General features: G+C 39.1%; 15 protein-coding genes. 4 read left to right on the top strand and 11 right to left on the bottom strand.

Annotated features, from left to right (window positions below):
• Window positions 1-25: 25 nt before the first annotated feature.
• The 3 genes from ABD769_RS04450 to ABD769_RS04440 form a co-directional block, all read right to left on the bottom strand.
• Window positions 26-2,395 (bottom strand): ABC transporter permease, encoded by a 2,370-nt coding sequence (locus ABD769_RS04450; RefSeq protein ID WP_344849773.1) that lies wholly within the window; start codon window positions 2,393-2,395, stop codon window positions 26-28.
• 232 nt (window positions 2,396-2,627) lie between these two features.
• Window positions 2,628-3,326, bottom strand: a complete 699-nt coding sequence (locus ABD769_RS04445; protein ID WP_025142969.1) for an ABC transporter ATP-binding protein — start codon at window positions 3,324-3,326, stop codon at window positions 2,628-2,630.
• 129 nt (window positions 3,327-3,455) lie between these two features.
• Window positions 3,456-4,700, bottom strand: a complete 1,245-nt coding sequence (locus ABD769_RS04440) for an efflux RND transporter periplasmic adaptor subunit (protein ID WP_344849772.1) — start codon at window positions 4,698-4,700, stop codon at window positions 3,456-3,458.
• A 355-nt stretch (window positions 4,701-5,055) separates the two neighbouring features.
• Here ABD769_RS04440 and ABD769_RS24990 point away from each other — a divergent pair, with 355 nt between their 5' ends.
• The 4 genes from ABD769_RS24990 to ABD769_RS04425 all read left to right on the top strand — a co-directional run bounded on the left by ABD769_RS24990 (window position 5,056) and on the right by ABD769_RS04425 (window position 10,579).
• Window positions 5,056-5,379, top strand: a complete 324-nt coding sequence (locus tag ABD769_RS24990; protein ID WP_425568849.1) for an endonuclease domain-containing protein — start codon at window positions 5,056-5,058, stop codon at window positions 5,377-5,379.
• 132 nt (window positions 5,380-5,511) lie between these two features.
• Entirely contained in the window at window positions 5,512-6,882 is a 1,371-nt protein-coding gene (locus ABD769_RS04435; protein WP_344849771.1) for a sigma-54-dependent transcriptional regulator, read from the top strand.
• A gap of 67 nt (window positions 6,883-6,949) precedes the next feature.
• Entirely contained in the window at window positions 6,950-8,305 is a 1,356-nt protein-coding gene (locus tag ABD769_RS04430; protein WP_344849770.1) for a sensor histidine kinase, read from the top strand.
• Between the two features lie 84 nt (window positions 8,306-8,389).
• Entirely contained in the window at window positions 8,390-10,579 is a 2,190-nt protein-coding gene (locus tag ABD769_RS04425) for a bifunctional alpha,alpha-trehalose-phosphate synthase (UDP-forming)/trehalose-phosphatase (protein ID WP_344849769.1), read from the top strand.
• A gap of 606 nt (window positions 10,580-11,185) precedes the next feature.
• Here the strand turns inward: ABD769_RS04425 and ABD769_RS04420 are convergent.
• The 8 genes from ABD769_RS04420 to ABD769_RS04385 all read right to left on the bottom strand — a co-directional run bounded on the left by ABD769_RS04420 (window position 11,186) and on the right by ABD769_RS04385 (window position 22,069).
• Window positions 11,186-12,970, bottom strand: a complete 1,785-nt coding sequence (locus ABD769_RS04420; protein ID WP_344849768.1) for a glycoside hydrolase family 15 protein — start codon at window positions 12,968-12,970, stop codon at window positions 11,186-11,188.
• A 727-nt stretch (window positions 12,971-13,697) separates the two neighbouring features.
• Window positions 13,698-14,966 carry a glucose-1-phosphate adenylyltransferase gene (locus ABD769_RS04415; RefSeq protein WP_344849767.1) on the bottom strand — a complete coding sequence of 423 codons (1,269 nt, stop codon included), beginning with the start codon at window positions 14,964-14,966 and terminating at the stop codon, window positions 13,698-13,700.
• Between the two features lie 8 nt (window positions 14,967-14,974).
• Complete coding sequence (locus ABD769_RS04410) at window positions 14,975-16,387, bottom strand: glycogen synthase (RefSeq protein ID WP_344849765.1); 1,413 nt, start codon at window positions 16,385-16,387, stop codon at window positions 14,975-14,977.
• 403 nt (window positions 16,388-16,790) lie between these two features.
• Window positions 16,791-17,585 (bottom strand): uroporphyrinogen-III C-methyltransferase, encoded by a 795-nt coding sequence (gene cobA / locus ABD769_RS04405; protein ID WP_344849764.1) that lies wholly within the window; start codon window positions 17,583-17,585, stop codon window positions 16,791-16,793.
• A 439-nt stretch (window positions 17,586-18,024) separates the two neighbouring features.
• A complete protein-coding gene (locus tag ABD769_RS04400; protein ID WP_344849763.1) occupies window positions 18,025-18,489 on the bottom strand; it encodes a hypothetical protein in 465 nt (154 codons plus the stop codon).
• A 438-nt stretch (window positions 18,490-18,927) separates the two neighbouring features.
• Window positions 18,928-20,178, bottom strand: coding sequence for a sulfate adenylyltransferase subunit 1 (locus tag ABD769_RS04395; protein ID WP_344849761.1), 1,251 nt, complete (start codon window positions 20,176-20,178; stop codon window positions 18,928-18,930).
• An 86-nt stretch (window positions 20,179-20,264) separates the two neighbouring features.
• Window positions 20,265-21,170, bottom strand: coding sequence for a sulfate adenylyltransferase subunit CysD (cysD, locus tag ABD769_RS04390; protein WP_344849759.1), 906 nt, complete (start codon window positions 21,168-21,170; stop codon window positions 20,265-20,267).
• A gap of 197 nt (window positions 21,171-21,367) precedes the next feature.
• Entirely contained in the window at window positions 21,368-22,069 is a 702-nt protein-coding gene (locus tag ABD769_RS04385; protein ID WP_344849757.1) for a phosphoadenylyl-sulfate reductase, read from the bottom strand.

Raw genomic sequence — 22,069 nt, 5'->3', positions numbered from 1 at the left:
GTTAATTGTTAAATTGCCAACTGGATTACTCGTATTTTAGTGCATCAATAGGGTTTGCTTTTGCCACTTTAACAGACTGGACACTAACGGTAAGTATGGCAATAAGTACCGACAAGGCAATGGCTACAATAAACGGCAATGCAGATATAGAGATGCGGTATTCGAAAGATGAGAGCCATTTGTTTACTATAATATAAGCCAACGGGAACGCGATGAGATTGGCTATGGCCACCAGTTTTATAAAATCTTTATTTAGCAACACGAGGATATTGCCGGTGCTGGCACCCAAAACCTTACGGATGCTGATTTCTTTTTTGCGTTGCTCTGCCATAAAAAGCGCCAGGCCTAATAATCCTAAACAAGAAATAAAAATGGCGAAACCGCCAAACCAGTTTGAAAGTGAGCCTAAAAGTTTTTCATTTTTAAATTTCACTTCAAAAGATTCGTTTACAAATTTGCGGTTAACAGGATAATTAGGTTCCATTTGTTTTACCAGCTCGTCAATTTTGGCCAGCGATGTACTAATGTTTTGATTTGGATTTAAACGCGCAATGATAACCCTAGCATCGTACTTTCCATTTGACCTGAAAATCATCGGAGATACTCTCTGGTAAACACTTTCTACCACAAAATCTTTTACTATACCAACTATAGTTAGTTTATTACCCCAGAAAGTAATTACTTTGCCAATTGGATTTTTTAACTGCATCATTCTTACAGCCGCTTCATTTAACAATACGCTGGCTGTATCATTAGGAAATTTCGCAGAAAACTCCCTACCACTAATCATTTTAGTACCTATTGTTTCAACAAAATCATACCCTATTGTTCTATGGTTAAAAGAAATTTTCTCGTTCGGATTTTTACCTTCCCAATCTATGCCCGTTGTATTATCTCCACCTTCAGTAAAATCGGTACTAAAAGAAGTAACCTGAGTTGTTGCACCAGCTGCTATGAGTTGTGTTTTAAGCAATTCCAGCTTAGCGGCATCGTTCATTGTGCCAACTACTGCAATTTGAATTAAATTGGATTGATCATAACCAACAGGCTTGTTTTTAATGTAGTTAAGTTGCTGGTAAATTACTGCTGTACAAATAATTAAACATGCAGCAAAAACGAACTGGCCAACTACCAATACTTTCCTTACCGACGTGGATGAATCTGCTTTAAGTGTGAAACCTTTTAGCACCTTAATCGGTTCGAAAGACGATAGATAAAGTGCCGGATAACTTCCGGCAATTAATCCGGTTAAAATCATTAGCCCAATAAGTGTTAACCAAAACAGGCTGTTATGATAATCTATTGTTAATTTAATATCTAACAAACTGTTAAAATATGGCAAACTCACCTCAATTAAAATAAAAGCGAAAACGGTGGCAATAAATGTGATAAGCAGGGATTCTAAAAAAAACTGATTAATTAACGATTTACGTGTTGATCCGATTGCTTTACGAACGCCAACTTCTTTTGCCCTGCGCTCTGAGCGTGCCGTAGATAAATTCATAAAATTTACACAGGCAATTAGCAAGATGCAAAAGGCCAGCAATAAAAATATTTTAAGCTGATCTATTTTTCCACCTACCGATTTACCGTTTTGAAAATCATCGTATAAATGCCATTTGGTTAAAGGATGTAATAAAGCTACTGATGTGTTATCTTTTTGATTGCGTTTGTAAATGCCGTGCATCAAATTATTTGCAGTAGTGAAAAAGCTATTATCCTTTAACTGAACAAGTGTTAAACACATGTTATTGCCCCAGTTGCCTTCCTTTACCCAGGTTTCTCGTTTTTCGAACAATGCCCAAGGCATAATACATTCAAAAATTAAGCTGCTATTTGCAGGAGCATCTTCTATTACCGCTTCTACTTTTAATACTACCTCGTTTTCGAGCTTTACGGTCTTATTAATGGGATCTTCATTTCCAAATAATTTTGTTGCAAAGGACCGGGTCAGAATAATGGTATTTACATCTTTTAAAACCGTGGCTACATTACCTTCAAGAAATTTATAATCCAATATTTTAATCAAATTCTGATCGGCAAATATGGCGTTGCTATTGATCTTATTATCGCCAACAGTAATGAGTTGTTTTCTTGGATAAGTAGTATGAGAAGCATATTTAACGCCAGGGATTTTTTCCTGCACTTCTTTAGCCATTACATTTGGTGTCCACGCCCAGCTAAAAGTTTTGCCGCTTGCCTCCATATTCTGATAAACTACATAAGTTTTATCGTGATTGGAGAACTGTTTATCGTAGCTCCACTCGTAAGCAACATAGAGCAATAAAACCATACAACTGGCTAAACCAATGGCCAGTCCTCCAATATTAATTAAGGAGAAGCCCTTGTTTTTCCAAAGGTTACGTAAGGCTATTTTAAGGTTTAATTTGAACATATTTTTAAGGTTAAGGGTTGGAAGGTTAAAAGGTTGAAGACTTTAGTGCGTTAGACCTAAAGTTTAAAATCTTACCTCGCCAATGCCGATCCAAAATCCCCCCATCCGGGGAAGATTGTTGGCGGCTATTATTAACTAAACTAAAATCTTTTTTGAGGTTGAAGGTTGGAAGGTGAAGTTTAAAGGCTGATATATCCCGACCTTTTACCTTAAAACCTTCAGCCTTTTACCCTTAAATCAGCTCCTCGTTCCGGCTTTTGTTGATCTTTTCCGAAATCACATGACCATCTTTCAGGTTAATGATCCGGTTGGAGAAACTCGCATCGTGGCTGGAGTGGGTAACCATTACAATGGTGGTTCCGGTTTCGTTCAGTTCGCAGAGCAATTCCATTACTTCGTTACCGTGCGAGCTATCGAGGTTTCCGGTAGGCTCATCGGCCAAAACGAGTTTGGGTTTGGTTACCAGGGCCCTAGCCACGGCCACACGCTGCTGCTGTCCACCTGATAACTGCTGAGGGAAGTGTCCGCTACGGTTTACGATGTTCATCCGTTCAATAATTTCGTTTACCAGTTTCTTGCGTTCGCCAGCGGCAACTTTATTATAGATTAATGGCAGTTCGATGTTTTCGAAAACGGTTAGCTCATCAATCAGGTTAAAATTCTGGAAAACAAAACCCATATTCCGCTTACGGAAATTAGAGCGTTCCCTGTCGTTCAGCGTTAAAAGTTCCGTATCGATAAATTTATAACTTCCGCTTTCAGGCTTATCCAATAAACCCATCACATTTAACAGGGTAGATTTTCCGCAGCCCGATGGCCCCATAATGGAAACAAATTCGCCTGCAGCCACATGAAGGTTAATTCCGTTAAGCGCAGTAGTTTCTACTTCTTCAGTTTTGTAAACTTTTTCCAGATTTTCTATTTTAATCATTGTATCAAGTGTTTTTTTAGTATCAAGTGTTTAGTATCAGGCATTTAGTATCAAGTATTAAGACCTGATTATATTATTGATTAACTTTACTTCCCATTTTTAACAAACTCCAAACTCCAAACTCCAAACTTATTTATTAATTACCACCTGATCGTACTGGTTAAACTGGTCGTATGAAGATGTGATTACTTCGTCGCCTTTTTGTAAACCATCTAGTATTTCGTAGTACAGGTAATTTTTTCTGCCGATTTTTACGTTTTTCTTGGTTGCTTTGCCATTATTTACCACGAATACCCATGAGCCGCCTGTGCTTTGAAAAAATTGTCCCTGTGCCAAAAGCAACGATTTGCTGTTATCAGATAACGTCAATTTGGTTTGTAAAGATAAACCACGGCGTAAACCTTCAGGTGCAGGGCCTTTAAAAACCATTTCTACCTGAAACTGACCTGCAGTAACCTCCGGAATTACTTTACTCACCGTTAAGTTATAGGTTTTGCCATTAAATTCGCAGTTAGCAGTCTGCCCTTCTTTAACCCTGTTGATATAATATTCATCCACACCTGCCTGAAGTTTATAGCCCTGTAATACATCAATTTTGCCGATCATCTCATTTGAATTGTACGATTTACCGATTACCGGATCGTAAGACGATAATTTACCTGAAACAGGTGCCTTGATGGTCATGTTTTCAATGTTTTTGCGGATCATTTCCAAACTTTCGTTCATCTGGCCCATCGACTGATCGATTTGTGCCAACTGCATTTTTCTACTCTGGTTTTCCTGTTTAACCGCCTGACGCACAATTTTCAGTTTGCCCTGGTAATATTCAAAATCCTGACTCGATTTGTTAAATTCCTGTAGCGTAATTACTTTTTTGGCAAATAAAGAGCTATCTAACCTGTATTGGCGGGTAGCTGTTCTTAAACTGTTTTCTACATCCAGCACATCCTGATTAAGTACCCTTTGATTTTGCTCTAAATCCAGTCTGGATTTACGTAACTGGTTAATCTGCTCGGTAGCAGCAGTTTGACTGGAAGTGTAACTCAACATCGCATTTGAATTGGATATTCTCAATAACGGTGTTCCTTTTACAACCGAAGCACCGTTTTCGGTAAAAATTTCGGCAACGGTACCACCCTCTGATGAACTTACAATTACCGAAGTTAATGGAACAACACTGGCATTAAGCAAAACTACATCTTCAAAATCGCCATATGCTACCTTACTGATGGTTAATTTATCAGCATCGGCGCTGTAAACTTTTTTAAGTGATAAAGTGTAGCCATAAATTACAACGGCTACAAAAGCAATTGCGCCACCAATAATTAACAAGGTTTTAGTGCTAAATCTTTTTTTCTCTATTTTCTTATCCATGTGTTCGGTTGTACTGTTCGGTTTGCCTTATGCCAAGCTTGTGCCAAAAGCCAGAAACACATTTAAAGTACTGATAATCAATAAATTAAAATTTTTAATCATTTTCACCTGTTCATTATCGGACAGTTAATGTGCGGGAGCGGACAGTTTTAGTATTTTTGCCCCACCCCTTCATCCCCTCCCCTTGAGGAGAGGGGGCGGGGAGGTGATTACAGGGTGCAGATTTTTGTTTATCGCTTTCTTTTGGGAGGATAAATAGCTTAAAACCATTATATTTAATAGGCTAAGTAAGTCTATTAGATATGGAGGATTATAAGAACAACCTATTTCATGGTGCCAATTCGAAGCTTTTTGAATTTTCGAAGGCATTACGGAGAAACAAACAGACGCTGAAGAAATGATGTGGCAATGTTTGAGGAACAAAAAAATCCTGAATTTTAAATTCAGAAGGCAGCATCCATTACATCAATATATTGCAGATTTTTACTGCCATGAGGCTAAATTAATCATTGAAATTGACGGAGGAATACACAACAATCCCGAAAATCAAGAATATGATCAAAATCGCACTGTTGAACTTATGAAGATTGGTATAACGGTAATCCGGTTTACGAATGAAGATGTAAACAATAATCTCGATGAGGTTATAAAAGTTATTAAAGATCACCTTTTGCGCTGAAATAAATGTCAGGGCAAAAATATAGAACTAAATAAGAATTGTGGGTTCAAACCACTGAAACAAAATTCCATCTCCTACAGGAGAGGGAGAGCAAAAAAGAATAAATAATACTAACTTTAACAGGGAGAGGTTATGCTAGACGCTACAGTTTTAATTATTGATGACGACGACGATATCCTGCTAAGTGCCCGTTTGTTTCTAAAACAGCAGGTAAAGCAGGTAATTACCTGTAAATCGCCAAAAGAAATCAATGTTTTATTGAGTAAAAATGAAGTAGATATCATTCTGCTTGATATGAATTACCAAAAAGGTGCAAGTGATGGTCGCGAGGGTTTGTACTGGCTAGAACATATTTTATCCATCGATAAAGATTATGTGGTCATCTTGATGACGGCCTTTGGAAACGTAGAACTGGCTGTTAAAGCAATAAAAAAAGGAGCTACAGATTTTATTTTGAAACCCTGGGAAAACGAAAAACTTTTCGCCACCATTTCTGCAGCATCCAAACTCCGCGAATCGACCAGAAAGGTTAAAAAACTCGAAAAAATACATTCTTCCTTACAAAAAGACCTCACAAGGGGTTTTGAAAACATTGTTGGTCAGGCCGATGGGATAAAACAGCTACAGGCTACTTTGCTCAAAGTGGCACCAACTGATGCCAATGTGCTGATTTTAGGTGAAAACGGAACGGGTAAACAGGTTTTTGCCTATGAAATCCATGGAAATTCGCAACGCAAAAACCAGGTTTTTATGCACGTTGATCTAGGCTCTTTAAACGAAAATTTATTCGAAAGTGAACTATTTGGTTATGCCAAAGGTGCTTTTACCGACGCCAAAGAAGATAAACCCGGCCGTTTCGAGCTGGCAGATGGCGGAACAATTTTTTTAGATGAGATTGGCAATTTAACCTTACCACTTCAGGCCAAGTTATTGAGCGTTTTACAAAACCGCACGGTTACACGCCTTGGCGAAAGTAAAGAACGGAAAGTGAATGTGCGCCTGATTACCGCAACCAATATGCCTTTGAATGAAATGGTGGCTAAAAATACCTTCCGGCAGGATTTACTTTTCCGTATTAACACGGTTGAACTGTTATTGCCACCTTTACGCAAACGCGGAACGGATATTTTACTGCTGGCCAATCATTTTATGCAAAGTTTCAGTTCTAAATATCACAAAGAAATCCGTAAATTAAGCCATAAAGCAGAAGAAGTGCTGTTAAATTATAAATGGCCAGGCAACGTGCGCGAATTGCAGCATGTGCTGGAGCGGGCCGTAATTATGAGTGACGGAAACGAGATTTCGGAAGAAGATTTACAATTAAGTCATCAGCGCTTTGCTCAGAGCAACGCAATGCCTGACGAGATGGCACTCGAGGACATGGAGAAAATGATGGTGCAAAAAGCCATCGAAAAGCACAAAGGCAATATATCAAAAGCTGCTGCCGAACTTGGTTTAACCCGGGCTGCACTGTATAGAAGAATCGAGAAATTTGGAATATAAGCTTAAAGTCTAAAGACCAAAGGTTAAAGCTTTAGTCTTTCAGCTTTTAGCTTTCAGCTTAAAAAACATGTTTTACCAACGCTTTACCTTTCGTTTAATATTCCGCCTGGTGATTATCAATCTGCTGGGTTATCTCTTATTTTACCTGATTAAAAACACGCAACTCTGGTTTACCATTATTGGTGTTTCATTGATATTATTAGGGACCATTATTTCACTTTATTATTACATTAACCAGATCCGGTCGGATATTAACCGTTTCATATTGGCGGTTAAAACACGGGATCATACCCTAAATTTCAAAAATAAAGTAACCAAAGGCAGTTTTCCAGAGCTTTATGAATCATTTAGTGATATTTTACAGGTACATAAACAGATCAGGCTGGAGCAGGAAGCCATGTTTCAGCTCATCAAAACCATTCTGGAGCAGGTTCCTGTTGGCGTAATCGTAGTAAACAATACAACAGGAGAAAAGGATGAGGAAATCGCCTTCTTTAACCAGGCAGCTTCAAATCTTCTGGCTGTGCCGGCCTACAAATACTGGCATCGGTTAAAACAGCATCTTCCGGCATTTGCAATGGAAATAGAGCATATTTTAACAGGCGGAAAGCGGTTTCTGGAACTAAAAATCCAGGATAAACTGATTCAGTTATCAACGGAGGTCATCCCCTTAAATCTTTACGGGAAAAATTATACGATCATCAGTTTTCAGAATATTAAGGACGAAATTGAGCAGAAAGAAACCGAGGCCTGGAATCGATTAATTGGCGTGATTTCGCACGAAATTTTAAATTCCATTACTCCTATCAGCTCATTATCGGATACGATTAATAAAATGGTAACCGACAAAAAGAACCTCACAGAAGATGAAATGGACGACCTGAAAACAGCCTTACAAACCATTCAAAGACGCTCGTCGGGTTTACTGGATTTTGTAAAAGATTACCGCTTAATTGCTGAACTGCCAACACCAAACCTCGAATCACATACCATTGGCGAAATATTGAAACACATTAAGGTTTTGATGCAGCCATTCGCCAAGGTTAAAAATGTGGTACTTGATGTGGAACAGACTTCTTCAAAAATTACGGTACAGCTTGATCTGAAACTGATAGAACAGGTATTGATCAACCTGATTACCAACAGCATTTATGCCGTCGAAAATAAAGAAATGCCCTATATCAATGTAAATTACCGCCTTGAAAACACGAAACTTTATATCGATGTTACAGATAACGGAAAAGGAATTGATGCGGGAGATTTGGAAAAGATTTTCGTTCCGTTTTATACCACGAGGAAAAACGGATCGGGCATTGGGTTAACCATTAGCCGCAACATTATGAAGATGCACAAGGGAAGTATTGAAGTAATTTCCACTCCGGATAGTGGTACTACTTTTTCGCTTTTATTTAATTACGTTTAATCATTTGAATGTTTTTTTGGGCTAAAAATCCAAACAAAACCAATTTGATATGCTTTTAATGATGTAGATACATCAAATACAAGCATGAAGACAGTTATAATATCGAACAGACTACCCGTTAAAATCATTGAAGAAAACGACGAATACACGTTTATTCCCAGCGAGGGCGGACTTGCCACCGGCCTTGGCGACGTGTATAAATCAGGCAATTCCATCTGGATAGGATGGCCCGGAATCGAGGTTCCTGAAGAACGTCAGGAAGAAGTTACACAAAAACTCGCCGAATTAAATCTCTATCCGGTTTTTCTTACCCAAAACGAAATCAATTTATATTACGAAGGTTTTTCAAACGAGGTGTTATGGCCCGTATTTCATTACGTAGTTACTTACGCCCATTTTGAGCAAACTTATTGGGACTGCTACAAATCAGTAAACGAAAAATTTGCAAAAAGCGCCATGCAGGTGCTCCAAAGAAGAGATAAAATCTGGATCCAGGATTATCAGCTGCTCCTTTTACCGGGCATTCTGAGAGCAAAACTACCAAATGCTACCATTGGTTTCTTTCAGCATATCCCCTTCCCTTCTTACGAAATATTCAGGTTAATCCCATGGCGCGAAGAAATCTTAAACGGATTAACCGGCGCCGATTTAATCGGTTTCCATACTTACGATGATGTACGCCATTTTATCAGCACGGCAACACGATTGCTCCCGGTAAATTCATCGTCAAACGTGCTCAACAGCAATGAAAGGCAAATCGTAGTAGAAGCTTTCCCGATGGGAATTGATTATGATAAATTTTCTGATTTAACCCAAACGGAAGAAGTTAAAAAAGAAATCGATTATTTCAGGACCGGAAAAGAAGATATGAAAGTAATCCTTTCCATCGACCGCTTAGATTACAGCAAAGGCATTTTAGAACGCTTAAAAGCTTTAGAACTACTGTTGCAGCTTCATCCTGAATATATCGGCAAGATTGAGCTTTTTATGATTGTGGTTCCCTCACGCGATACGGTACCGCAATACAGCGACCTGAGGGATCAGATTGACCAGTTTGTGGGCAATTTAAATGCACGTTATCGCTCCATCAACTGGATTCCGGTTAATTATTTTTACCGTTCCTTCCCTATTGAAGTATTATCGTCACTTTATGCTACCGCAGACATCTGTCTGGTTACGCCGATGCGTGATGGAATGAATTTGGTGAGTAAGGAATATGTGGCCAGCAGGAATAACAACGATGGTGTACTGATTCTCAGCGAGATGGCTGGTGCATCCAAAGAGTTAACAGATGCGGTAATTGTGAACCCGAATAACCTGGGCGACATTATGGAAGCCATAGTAACCGCATTAAAAATGCCTTTGGAAGAACAAGAACAGCGTATGACCGCCATGCGTGCAACTGTAGAAAAATTCAATGTAAAGCATTGGGTAAATAATTTTATTTTAAGATTAAACGAAGTGAAAGATTCTCAAAAATCGTTACTAACAAAACATGCCGTAAATACCATTAACGAGGTAATTGCCGCAAAATATGCTAAAACATCCGACAGGGTTCTATTTTTGGACTATGATGGTACACTGGTAGATTTTACCGGAAATATTGATGATGCCTCTCCGGATGCCGAACTTTATGATTTAATCGAAAACCTGACACTTGATAAGGCCAATAAGGTTGTTATTATTAGTGGAAGGAGGCATGAAACTTTAGAAAACTGGTTTGGCCATTTAAAGGTCGACCTGATTGCCGAGCATGGCGCCTGGCAAAAATCATACGGAGATAAATGGAATAGTCTCCCCCTACTTACCGATCAGTGGAAACAGGAAATCAGAACTTTGTTGGAAACCTATACCGACCGCACCCCGGGATCGTTTATTGAAGAAAAAAGTTATTCTTTAGTTTGGCACTACCGCAAAGCAGAAGAAGGTTTGGGCGATTTAAGGGCCAATGAAATTATCAGCCACATGAAAATCCTCGCAGCAGATAAGGGTCTGCAACTGATGCCGGGTAACAAGGTAATTGAGTTTAAAAATATGGAGGTAAATAAAGGAAAAGCTGCTTTAAACTGGCTATACGATAAAGATCCTGATTTTATTCTCGCGCTCGGCGATGACCATACTGATGAAGATATCTTCAGGGCGCTACCGGATGAAGCTTTTACTATTAAGGTAGGCAACAACATTTCTGAAGCTAAATATTACCTGAACGACTTTAAGGAAGTAAGAAAATTACTGTGGAGTTTGGTGAAGGAAGAGTTTGTGGAGCGCGGTTAAATAAATCTTCATTTCGAGCGAAACGCAGTGAAGTCTAACACAAAGGTCTGTGTCCCCACAGACCTTTTTTATAATAACTTGGACAACTTTAATGCATTGTGTATAATTAAAGTTGTCAAAGCTTTATGTTAATTAGAATTTAACACCAAGGTCTGTGTCCCCACAGACCCTTTTTAATACTAATCTATTTTCCTTCGGTGTGACACCTAATGATAGGATTAAATAGCAAAAATAATTTAACCACAGATAAAAAGAATGCACACAGATAAAAATCCGTGTTAATCTGTCTACATCTGTGGTTAAAACCCTAACATAACTAATGAAAAAAGGTATTGATTACAAAAATATCGGTCTATCCAGTTTAATTGCAATACGGTAAGCCGCATTCATCAATCCCATATGGCTATAAGCCTATACCAAGGTCTGTGTCCCCACAGACCTTTTTTAATATTAATCTGTTTTCCTTCGGTGTGACACCTACCGATATGATTAAAAAGCTAAAATAATTTAACCACAGATAAAAAGAATGCACACAGATAAAAATCCGTGTTAATCTATGTACATCTGTGGTTAAAAACCTAACATACTAATGAAAAAAGGTATTGATTACAAAAATATCGGTCTATCCAGTTTAATTGCAATACGGTAAGCCGCATTCATCAATCCCACATGGCTATAAGCCTGCGGAAAGTTTCCCCACTGACTACCGGTTTTTGCATCAACATCTTCACTAAACAATAGCAAATGATTACAATATTTAATGATGTTTTCAAACTCCTTAATTGCCTCATCAGTCCGGCCTACGCAAGCTAATGCTTCTACATACCAGAACGCACAGATTAAAAACGTAGTTTTCGGTTTCCCAAAATCATCGGCATGCAGGTAACGGTAAAATAAACCATCCTCGGTTTTTAATTCCTTTTCTAATGCAATTAAATGGTCTTTTGCACGGTCTGAAGCCGGATCAAGGTAGTTCATCATAATCAGCTGCAAAGTACTGGCATCTAAATGCGAACTTCCTACAGCATTGGTATAAACTTTTCTTTCCGGATCGTAACAGGCTTCGATGTGTGCTGCAGCTTTATCAATTAACACCTGTGCACGTTTTTCAAAATCTGCATTACCAATGGTTTTCGCCATTTTCAAAGCAGCCTGTGCACCAGCCCACTGAAACAAATTACTGTAGCAATGCACATTGGCAATATTCCTGAACTCCCAGATCCCCGCATCCTTTTCATCAATGGTCCGTTCAATTTTAGAGAGTACACTTTCTATCCATTTTACCGAATCGCTACGTTCTGAAAATACAAAACGGTGATCGGTATAAAGTGGCAGCATCGAAATTAAAACCTGGCCGTAAATATCATTCTGAATATGCTCGTAAGCCTGGTTTCCAATTCTGATCGGTTGTTCGCCCTTGTAACCTTCCAAATGATCTAAAGTGCGTTCCGTAATTTCCCGTTCACCCGCTATACCATATAAAGGTTGGTATCGTGTATCCTCTGCGTGCGAAATATCAGAAAGGTAATTAAAATACTTTTCCATCTCTTCAAAATGGCCGATGTGGTTTAACGAAGTTAATACATAATGCGAGTCGCGTAACCAGCAATAACGGTAATCCCAGTTTCGGGTACTTCCGGGCGATTCGGGCAAACTCGTGGTACTGGCTGCGATGATAGCGCCCGTATCTTCATACTGATGGATTTTTAAAACCAGGGCCGAGCGGATTACAAAAGGTTGATAAAAGCCGGCAATGGATGAATGTTTAATCCATAACCTCCAGTAAGCAATGGTTTCACGAAGAAAATTTTCGGCCGTACTCACTACTGGGGCTTCCAGGTTTTGTCCGTAAGTCATGATGAGGTATTTGGCTTCGTTCAATACAAAAGCTTTTTCATCGATGATATAGGTAAGCGAAACATTGGTACTTAAACGGATATTTTCATCACAACCCAAATAATCGATATGGTTACTTCCCCTGCTCGATTTCATTTTCCCTTTTCCATAATCGCAAACCGGCTCACATTTTATTGTGATACGCGGATTTCCTTCCAGAGGTTCAATTTTTCTGATGAACATTAAAGGTTTAAAATAGCGTTCGTAAAGGTGAAAACGCGGTGCAAAATCAGTTATCCGGTATTTTCCGTCTTCAGCGGTTATTTCTGTGCGTAAAACATTGGTATTTTCGATATAATATTGGTTAGAGGTAAATTCGCCCTGTGGCAGGATTGAAAATTCACCTCCTTTTTTCTTATCCAATAAACTCCCAAAAACAAACGGACTATCGAAACGTGGCCAGCAAAGCCATGAGATATCAGTATTTTTATTTACGTGTGCAATGAAAGCGCAATTTCCTATAATTCCTGTTTGATAAAGGTGCTGTTCGGCCATAAGCTATTTTTGTTTATTTTACTAACAAGCTTATGGGGAAAATGTTGGATAGAAAACGAAAAAGACCTGGCAGGGTTTAACTAAGGCTGTCATTCTGAGTGCACCGAAGAATCTGAAAGCCAAGAACCACAGAATTGACCTCACAATATTATTTAGGCATTTTGCTTTTAAAGATTCTTCACTTCGTTCAGAATGACAAAAAAAGACTGAACGAAAAGACCTCGCAGGTTTTAACTAAAGCTGTCATTCTGAGTGCAACGAAGAATCTGCAAGCCAAGAACCACACAATTGACCTCACAATATTATTTAGGCATTTTGCTTTTAAAGATTCTTCACTTCGTTCAGAATGACAAAAAAAGACTGAACGAAAAGACCTCGCAGGTTTTAACTAAAGCTGTCATTCTGAGTACAACGAAGAATCTGCAAGCCAAGACCCACAGAATTGACCTCAAAATAGTATTTAGATATTTTGCTTTTAAAGATTCTTCACTTCGTTCAGAATGACAAAAAAAGACTGAACGAAAAGACCTCGCAGGTTTTATCTAAGGCTGTCATTCTGAGTGCAACGAAGAATCTGCAAGCCTAGAACCACACAATTGACCTCACAGTATTATCTAGACATTTTGCTTTTAAAGATTCTTCACTTCGTTCAGAATGATAATCCGATAGTGAAAAAAACCCAGTCACGAAAAAATCGCGACTGGCTCAGTTAATGATAATGATTATCTTAAATTACTGTTCCACTTGGTACAACAGCGCCCTTTTTAATTACCACAATACCATCTTTAACGGCATAAAGTTCAAAATCTCCATCTTCTAAATGGTCGCCGCCGTTAATTTTTACATCGTTACCAATGCGGCAGTTTTTATCGATGATGGCGTTATTAATAAAACAACGATCACCAATACCGATTAAAGAATTTCCTTTATTATTCTCTTCCTGTATCTCTTCCAGCGTCTGGTACCTGTCGCTGCCCATAATATAGGCATTGGTAATTACCGTATCTTTTCCAATCCTCGAACGGATACCCAAAACAGCATGTTCTACCTTGCTGGCCTGAATAATACAACCCTCGGCAATAATGGTTTTGTCTAAAGTAGTACCCGAAATTTTCGAAGGCGGCAACATCCTCGCCCTGGTAAAGATGGCGTGGTTGCTATCGAACATATTAAACTTAGGAATTTCGTCCGTTAAGCCTAAATTGGCTTCAAAGAAAGATGAGATATTACCGATATCAGTCCAATAACCTTCGTACTGATAGCTTAAAACCCTGCTCTGAGTAATTGCCCTTGGCAAAATTTCTTTACCAAAATCTTTTTCCTCTTCGTTTTCATTTAAGATATTGATCAGGTATTCGCGGTTAAAAACATAAATACCCATCGAGGCCAGGAAATTACGGCCTTCGCCCTGCATCTCTTCGCCTGTATCCGAAACCCAGTCTTCCAAACCCGTTTTTGGTTTTTCGATAAAAGAAGTGATCATGTTTTCATCATCAGCCTTTAATATACCAAAATCAGTAGCATCTTTTGCTGTAACCGGAATGGTTGCAATGGTAATTTCCGCATTCGCTTCGATATGTTTTTCGATCATATCTTTAAAATCCATCTGGTACAACTGATCTCCTGATAAGATTAAAATGTAATCGAACTCATGCGAAACAATGTGATGCATACACTGACGGACTGCATCTGCTGTACCTTGAAACCAACCTGAGTTTTGTACAGTTTGTTCAGCCGCCAAAATATCAACAAAAGCCGTACTAAAATGGCTAAAGTGATACGTGTTTTTAATGTGCTTGTTTAGGGATGCCGAATTAAACTGTGTTAACACAAACATACGGTGGATACCCGAATTAAGACAGTTCGAAATTGGAATGTCTACCAAACGGTATTTACCTGCAATCGGAACTGCCGGTTTTGAACGTGTTTGTGTTAGTGGCGATAATCTAGAGCCCTGGCCACCGCCAAGGATAACGCCTAAAACTTTGTCAGTCATGCTTAAGCTTATTTTAATTTTTGGTATAATTCTATATAATTTAATGCTGCCCTATCCCAAGAATGATCGATTTTCATCATTGTTTTTCTAACAGCTTTAAAAGCTTTTTTATCATTGTAAAATCCAACGGCGCGGTTTATTGAATGCGTTACATCCCATATACTCGTTTGATCGTGGCAGATGCCGAAACCATTGTCGCCTATATCAATTACTGTATCTCTTAATCCTCCAACCCTGCGTACAATTGGCACGGTTCCGTAACGCAAAGCGTAAAGCTGGTTTAGTCCGCATGGCTCAACCCTCGATGGCATGAGCAGGAAATCTGCCCCGGCATACATCTCGTGCGATACCTGTTCATTGTAACCGATGTAAACATTGTATCTGCCACCAAAAAGATCCTTTAACTGGTTTAATCGTCCTTCAACCCAATTCTCTCCCGAGCCTAAAACCAGAATATTAATGTTATCGCCATGTTGCTGCAGCGCGGTGTAAAAAATATCTGGTAGAATGTCAGCTCCCTTTTCATCGACCAGTCTGCCTATAAAAGTAAATAGCGGTTTAGACGGATCTAATTGAAAAACATTGCAGAGGGCTGTTTTGTTTGCCAGTTTTCCAGCTTCTACTGTTTTTAGATTGTAATTTTTACCCAGCATCGGGTCAGTTTCAGGATTCCATACTTCGCTGTCGATCCCATTTAAAATTCCGACTGATTTCCAGCGCTCCTGCCTCAATAAACTTTCCAGTCCGCGGGCATTACCCATCATTTCTTCCAGGTAAGTTGGCGAAACGGTAGTTACCCCCCAGGCACATTTAATGGCCGAAGCCAATGGGTTAATTGCATCTTCCCAACCCAATAAACCACCTTTCCATAAATCGAAAGCTGGCAGGTAGTATAATTTATCCCATCCAAACTGTCCCTGATATTGCGCATTATGGATGGTTAAAACCGTTGGAACGCCACTAATGGGCTTGTATTTTACAGAATTAGAAACCATAAACGGAATTAAACCCGTATGGTGATCGTGACAGTGAATTATATCCGGACGGTGTTCCCATTGCACAATCCAATCGAGTGTAGCAATCTGAAAGGCAATAAAACGTTCGGTATCATCACCATAGCCATAAACATTCGGGCGATCGGTTAATCCCTGAATATGGATCACGTATAAATCGAACCCAAGTTTATTGGTTTTTTCTTTTAAAATGCGGTATTGAAAATGGTGGTTGCCATAGTTTGCCCAGGCATCGTAAGTAACTTCAAATTCACTTTCGCGGATAAATTTTGTATCGTAAGCCGGCACAACCACTTTGGCTATATGGCCCAGTTTATTCTGGTATTTTGGTAAGGCCCCTACCACATCGGCTAATCCGCCAACTTTTGCAACAGGGTAACACTCGGCGCTTATATGTATAATTTCCATCAACTATTTGGTGTAGATAACCCAAGTAAGTTACTAATTGTTTTGAGCTTTGCAAATAATGTAAATTATATTATTAGTTGTTATTTTAAAGGAAAAATAGTCGTCCTTACCGGCGCAAAGCAGAGAAATCTGATTCATACCAATTACTTAGCTTTTTTATTAGAAAGTGAGTGGTAGATTTCTCCGTGGCGGAAGGTAGTCCTGCTTTCCACTGCAAGTCCTCGCTGCGCTGTGGGCTTTACGTTTCAATCAGGCTTAACAACATCGTAAGTTCTAAGAAAGATCCAGAAAGTATGCTCTGCGGTAATTATCTTATATCTGCGGAACATCAAAACGAAAAAACCGCTTAAATCCATAAGCGGTTTTTAACAACAAAACAAATATATTTTTGGTTTAAAAATATCTAGTACTCTTCTGCGATGATTTCGTAAAAATCGCGGATCGGTTGAAACTGAGGGTGAAGTGAAACCACATCACCAAAAACCAATAACGCAGGCGCATCAATTTTTTTATCTTCAACAATTTCGGCAATGGTATCTACAATACCTATTGCAATTTTTTCCTGTGGCGTAGAGCCGTTCTGGATTACCGCAACAGGCAACAGGTTTTTATTTTCTGCCTGAAAAATCGCAGCAATTTCTTTTACTTTTTCAATTCCGTTTAAAACTACAATGGTCGCTTTGGTTTTTGCAGCAATATATAAATCCTCAGAAATTTCGCCCCTGCCATTTGTTCCGGTTACTGCCCAGAAACTTTCGCTTAGGTCTTTGTAAATCATCGGGATTTTTTGCAAACTCGGTGCGCCGGTTGCACTCGAAATACCCGGGATAATTTCGGTTGGAATGCTGTACGATTCTGCTGCATCTATTTCCTCATATCCTTTTGCAAAGAAAAACGGATCGCCGCTTTTTAAACGTACCACATGGCCATAGTTTAAAGCATAATCAATAATCAGCTTGTTTACCGCATCCTGAGAGAAAGATTCATCATCAGAACGTTTGCCCACATAAACTTTCGGAATACCATCTGGCGCATGACATAATAAAGCTTCGTTCACATTTGCATCATATAAAACAACATCAGCTGTTTTTAAAGCTTTAACACCTTTTAAACTAAATAAATCCGGATCGCCAGGACCAGCACCTATTAAAGTAATTTTTGGTTCAATGTTCGCTTTTTCTACTTTATTCAAAATCATAACAGAAAGTTTATGCTCGTTATACGTTTGTTTAATTATACAAATATATAAAGTCTATAGGAATTGTCGTAATTTATTTTAAAATAATTTTTAGCTGTCATTCTGAACGTGATTAAGAGTCTTCAAATAGTCGTCATCTCGACTGGAACGCAGTCCCGAATATTCGGGAGAGAGATCTACCTTGAGGCTAGATTTAGCTTCGCTGAGCACTTACGTGGTTCTCGATTGCGTTGCACTCCGCTGCCATTGACAGATGATAAGGAAAGTCGTCATTGCGAATAGGTACGACGAAGCAATCTTTCCTACTGGCGATTATTGCAATAAAGATTGCTTCGTCGGCTGAAAAAGCCTTCTCCCAATGACGACACCTCTCTTGAATATACTTTGAAAAAAAGATTTTAAAGATCCTTCACTGCGTCCAGGATGACAAACCGGAAATTTATTTACAGTTTACTTCTGCAAAAGTAAATTTGCCGGCTTCGTAATTAATCGGTTTGCCTTTAACAAAATACGACCGGCCCAATGTGGTTTCAATCTGTGCAACGCCCATAATGAGTTTACCATCTTTCTTTAAAAAAGCTAATGGATTGGTAAAAGCTTTAGTGGTATCGCCTCCGGTATTAAAGCGATAATCAACCAATAATGTATCGCCACTAAACTTGCCAGTTATCTTTCCATTATTCTGCGGTTTATCTGCATATTTTACCAATAGCGATCCCGTTACCTTGCCGGATGACATGGTTTTCACAATCATAGCGGCACTATCTTTCTCAAAAAAAGCAGCATAACAGCTTTGATTCATAACAGAATCCTTTTTTGCGGTATCGGCCTTTTTCTCTGATGAGTTACAGGCAAAAACAAATGGAACAGCGGCAAAAACGAGGTATAAAAGATTTCTTTTCATGTTTTCAGGATTAAGTTATAACAGGAAGATGAGCTTTTAGGAACATTTCCATAATAAAGATACAAAAAACCTTAAACGAAAAATGGGGCTAACCATTTGGCACCCCATCGAAATTGCTTTCACTTCAGATCAATCTAAAGCTTTCATTATTATATTTGGTTGTGGTTCTAAATTAGGATTTTCAGGATTTTATGATTTTAGGATCAAGAATTTATTGATCGTTTTCCATACTCAATTCTTCCAACATTAACAACATTAAGGATTTAACACGGCCAAAAAATCCTTCGATTCCGCTCAGGATGACCAACCACTCTAGATTTTCCACGTTAACAATCTTTGTGGCTAACTTTTAAAACAATGGCTAATTGATCATTGAAAATTGGTTATTGTTTATTCCTCCATCATCCATCCTACATCATCCATTTTACATCTTACATCTTACTCCACTGCCGCCCTGAACATTAAAGCGCCTACAGTTAAATTGGTGCGTGGATCAACTAGTATGGCAGAACCGTTTGCACGGTTATCGTCGTATAAATCAAAGGCCAAAGCATCAGCGGTTTTAACAATTACGCGGCCAATGTCATTTAATTTAAATTCGTCGGCAGCATGTTTCTCCAGTGTGTTGATGTCAACCTTATGCAAAATTTCGCTGATTTTACACTTCGTAATCTTGCTGTTATGCTGAATGTTGTACATAATTGAAGTATCGAGTGCACGGGTATCCATCCAGCAAAGGTCGGCCTCGATCAGTTTTGATTCCTGGGGTAAAGCAGAGGCATTTACAATGCTATCACCACGGCTAATATCCACATCATCTTTTAAATGGATAATCACCGACTGACCAGCATGTGCAGCATCAAGTGTTTGATCAAAAAAATCGATTTTTTCTACGGTAGAACTGGCTCCTGATGGAAGAACTGTAACCTTATCATTTATGTTAAAGGTTCCGCTTAAAACCCGGCCGGCATAACCGCGGTAATCGTGCAGTTCATCCGTTTGTGGTCTTACTACCCATTGTACAGGCATACGTGCCAGTTGCGATTTGTCTAAGCTATCGGTATCTACTTTCTCTAAGAAATGCAGCAAGCTTTCGCCTTCGTACCAATCCATATGCTCAGAAGCCTGCACCACATTATCGCCTTTTAAAGCACTCACAGGAATATAAGTGATATCAGCCAGTTTTAATTGCTGCGCCAGGATTTTGTATTTCTCTATAATCGAACTGTAAACGGTTTCGCTGTAATCAACCATATCCATTTTGTTGATACAAACCACCACATGTTTAATGCCCAATAAGGAAACAATATACGAGTGACGGATGGTTTGCTCAACCACACCGTTTCGGGCATCGATTAAAATAATGGCCAGATTAGCCGTAGAAGCTCCTGTAACCATGTTCCTGGTGTACTGGATATGCCCCGGGGTATCGGCTATAATGAATTTACGTTTTTCTGTTTGAAAGTATTTATAGGCTACATCAATGGTGATGCCCTGCTCGCGCTCTGCTCTTAAACCATCGGTAAGAATGGCAAGATCTATGGATCCATCGTCGTTTTTGCGGTTAGAACTCTGTAAAGCTTCTAACTGATCGGCTAAAATAGAATCGGTATCGTATAACAAACGGCCAATCAGGGTACTTTTACCATCATCTACGCTGCCTGCTGTGAAAAATTTTAATATGTTCATTTTTTTTTTAGATTTGAGATAATAGATAATAGATATGAGATAGATGCAAGATTCTAAAATCTCACATCTAAAATCTAACGTCTCCTTTAAAAATACCCTCCCTTTTTCCTGTCTTCCATTGCGGCTTCAGAAACTTTATCATCCATACGGGCACCACGTTCTGAAATTTTAGAGGCACTGATTTCCGAAATAATATCGTCGATCAAAAATGCATCCGATTCAACAGCAGCTGTGCACGACATATCGCCAACTGTACGGAAACGCACCTGTTTACGCTCAACAATATCCTCATCATCCATATTTAAAAACGGAGAAGCAGCCATTAATTGTCCATTTCTGGTAATACAATCGCGTTCGTGTGAAAAATAAATACTTGGCAGATCGATTTTCTCCCTGCGGATATAATTCCAGACATCTAATTCTGTCCAGTTGCTGATCGGGAACACCCGGATATTTTCACCTTTATGGATCTTACCGTTATAAATGTTCCAAAGTTCCGGGCGCTGACGTTTTGGATCCCACTGACCGAATTCGTCACGAACAGAAAAAATACGTTCTTTAGCCCTTGCTTTTTCTTCATCCCTGCGGGCACCGCCAATACAGGCATCAAAACCGTATTCTGCAATGGTATCGAGCAGGGTTACCGTTTGTAAAGCATTTCTACTGGCATTTTTACCGGTTTGCTCTACCACTTTACCCTGATCTATCGATTCCTGCACTGAACCAATGATTAATTTTTCGCCAATTCTTTCTACCATTTGGTCACGGTAAGTAATGGTTTCTTCGAAATTATGGCCGGTGTCTATGTGTACCAAAGGAAAAGGAAATTTCCCCGGGCGGAATGCTTTTTCTGCTAAACGAACTAAAGTAATCGAATCTTTCCCACCCGAAAATAACAGGGCCGGTTTTTCAAACTGACCTGCTACTTCACGCAAAATGTGAATGGCCTCGGCCTCCAGTTCATCTAAATAATCAAAATTATATGTACTCATTATCAAATGTTGAATGATTGAATAATTGAATGACTCAATGAGAGAATGACTGAATGTCATCAATATTCAAAGTTATATTTGTTATTGTGTTGTTGTTAAAAATTGTTGGAAAGTTTAAGGTTGGAAGGTTGCCGTGCGATCGCTCAAATACACAGTTCCCCATCATCCATTTCACATCTTCCATTTTACATTTTCCCTCAGGAAGCGGCATGTAAACCACATTCTTTCTTGCTCTGGTCTTCCCACCACCATCTTCCGGCCCTAAAATCTTCGCCCGGTTGTACTGCTCTTGTACATGGGGCGCATCCTATGCTCGGGAAACCTTTATCGTGCAAGGTATTGTACACAATGTTATTTTCTTTGATGTAGGTCTTCACATCATCTAAAGTCCAGTCGAATATGGGATGGAATTTAACCAGTTGATTGCCTTCATCCCATTCTAGATCGTGCATGTCCTCACGATTGGCACTCTGATCGGCCCTTATTCCTGTTATCCAGATTTCATTCCCTAGTAATGCTCTTTTTAAGGGTTCGATTTTACGGATGTAACAGCACTCCTTCCTGTTTTCTACCGATTCGTAAAAGCTGCTCGGTCCTTTGGTGTTCACCATATCCTGCAACAGCTCATTTTGCGGATAATAGGCATGGATCGGCTTGTTATAAATTTCGAGGGTACGGTTCCAAACGTAATAAGTTTCGGGGAACAGGCGACCAGTTTCTAAGGTAAAAACTTTAATCGGAATGTTATTGGCAAAAATCAAGTGCGTAATGGCCTGGTCTTCCCAGCCAAAACTGGTCGAAAATATAATGCGACCGGCATATTGATCTGCCAAAAACTTTAATTTATCAATTGTACTTAAACCTGCCAGTGCTGCTTTTATCTCCTCAAGGTTATCCAT

The sequence above is a fragment of the Pedobacter jeongneungensis genome (assembly GCF_039538295.1).
In the GTDB taxonomy this organism is placed as follows: Bacteria; Bacteroidota; Bacteroidia; order Sphingobacteriales; family Sphingobacteriaceae; genus Pedobacter; species Pedobacter jeongneungensis.
The sequence above is the reverse complement of the archived record's forward strand: the minus strand, read 5'-3'. Positions and strand labels throughout refer to the sequence as shown.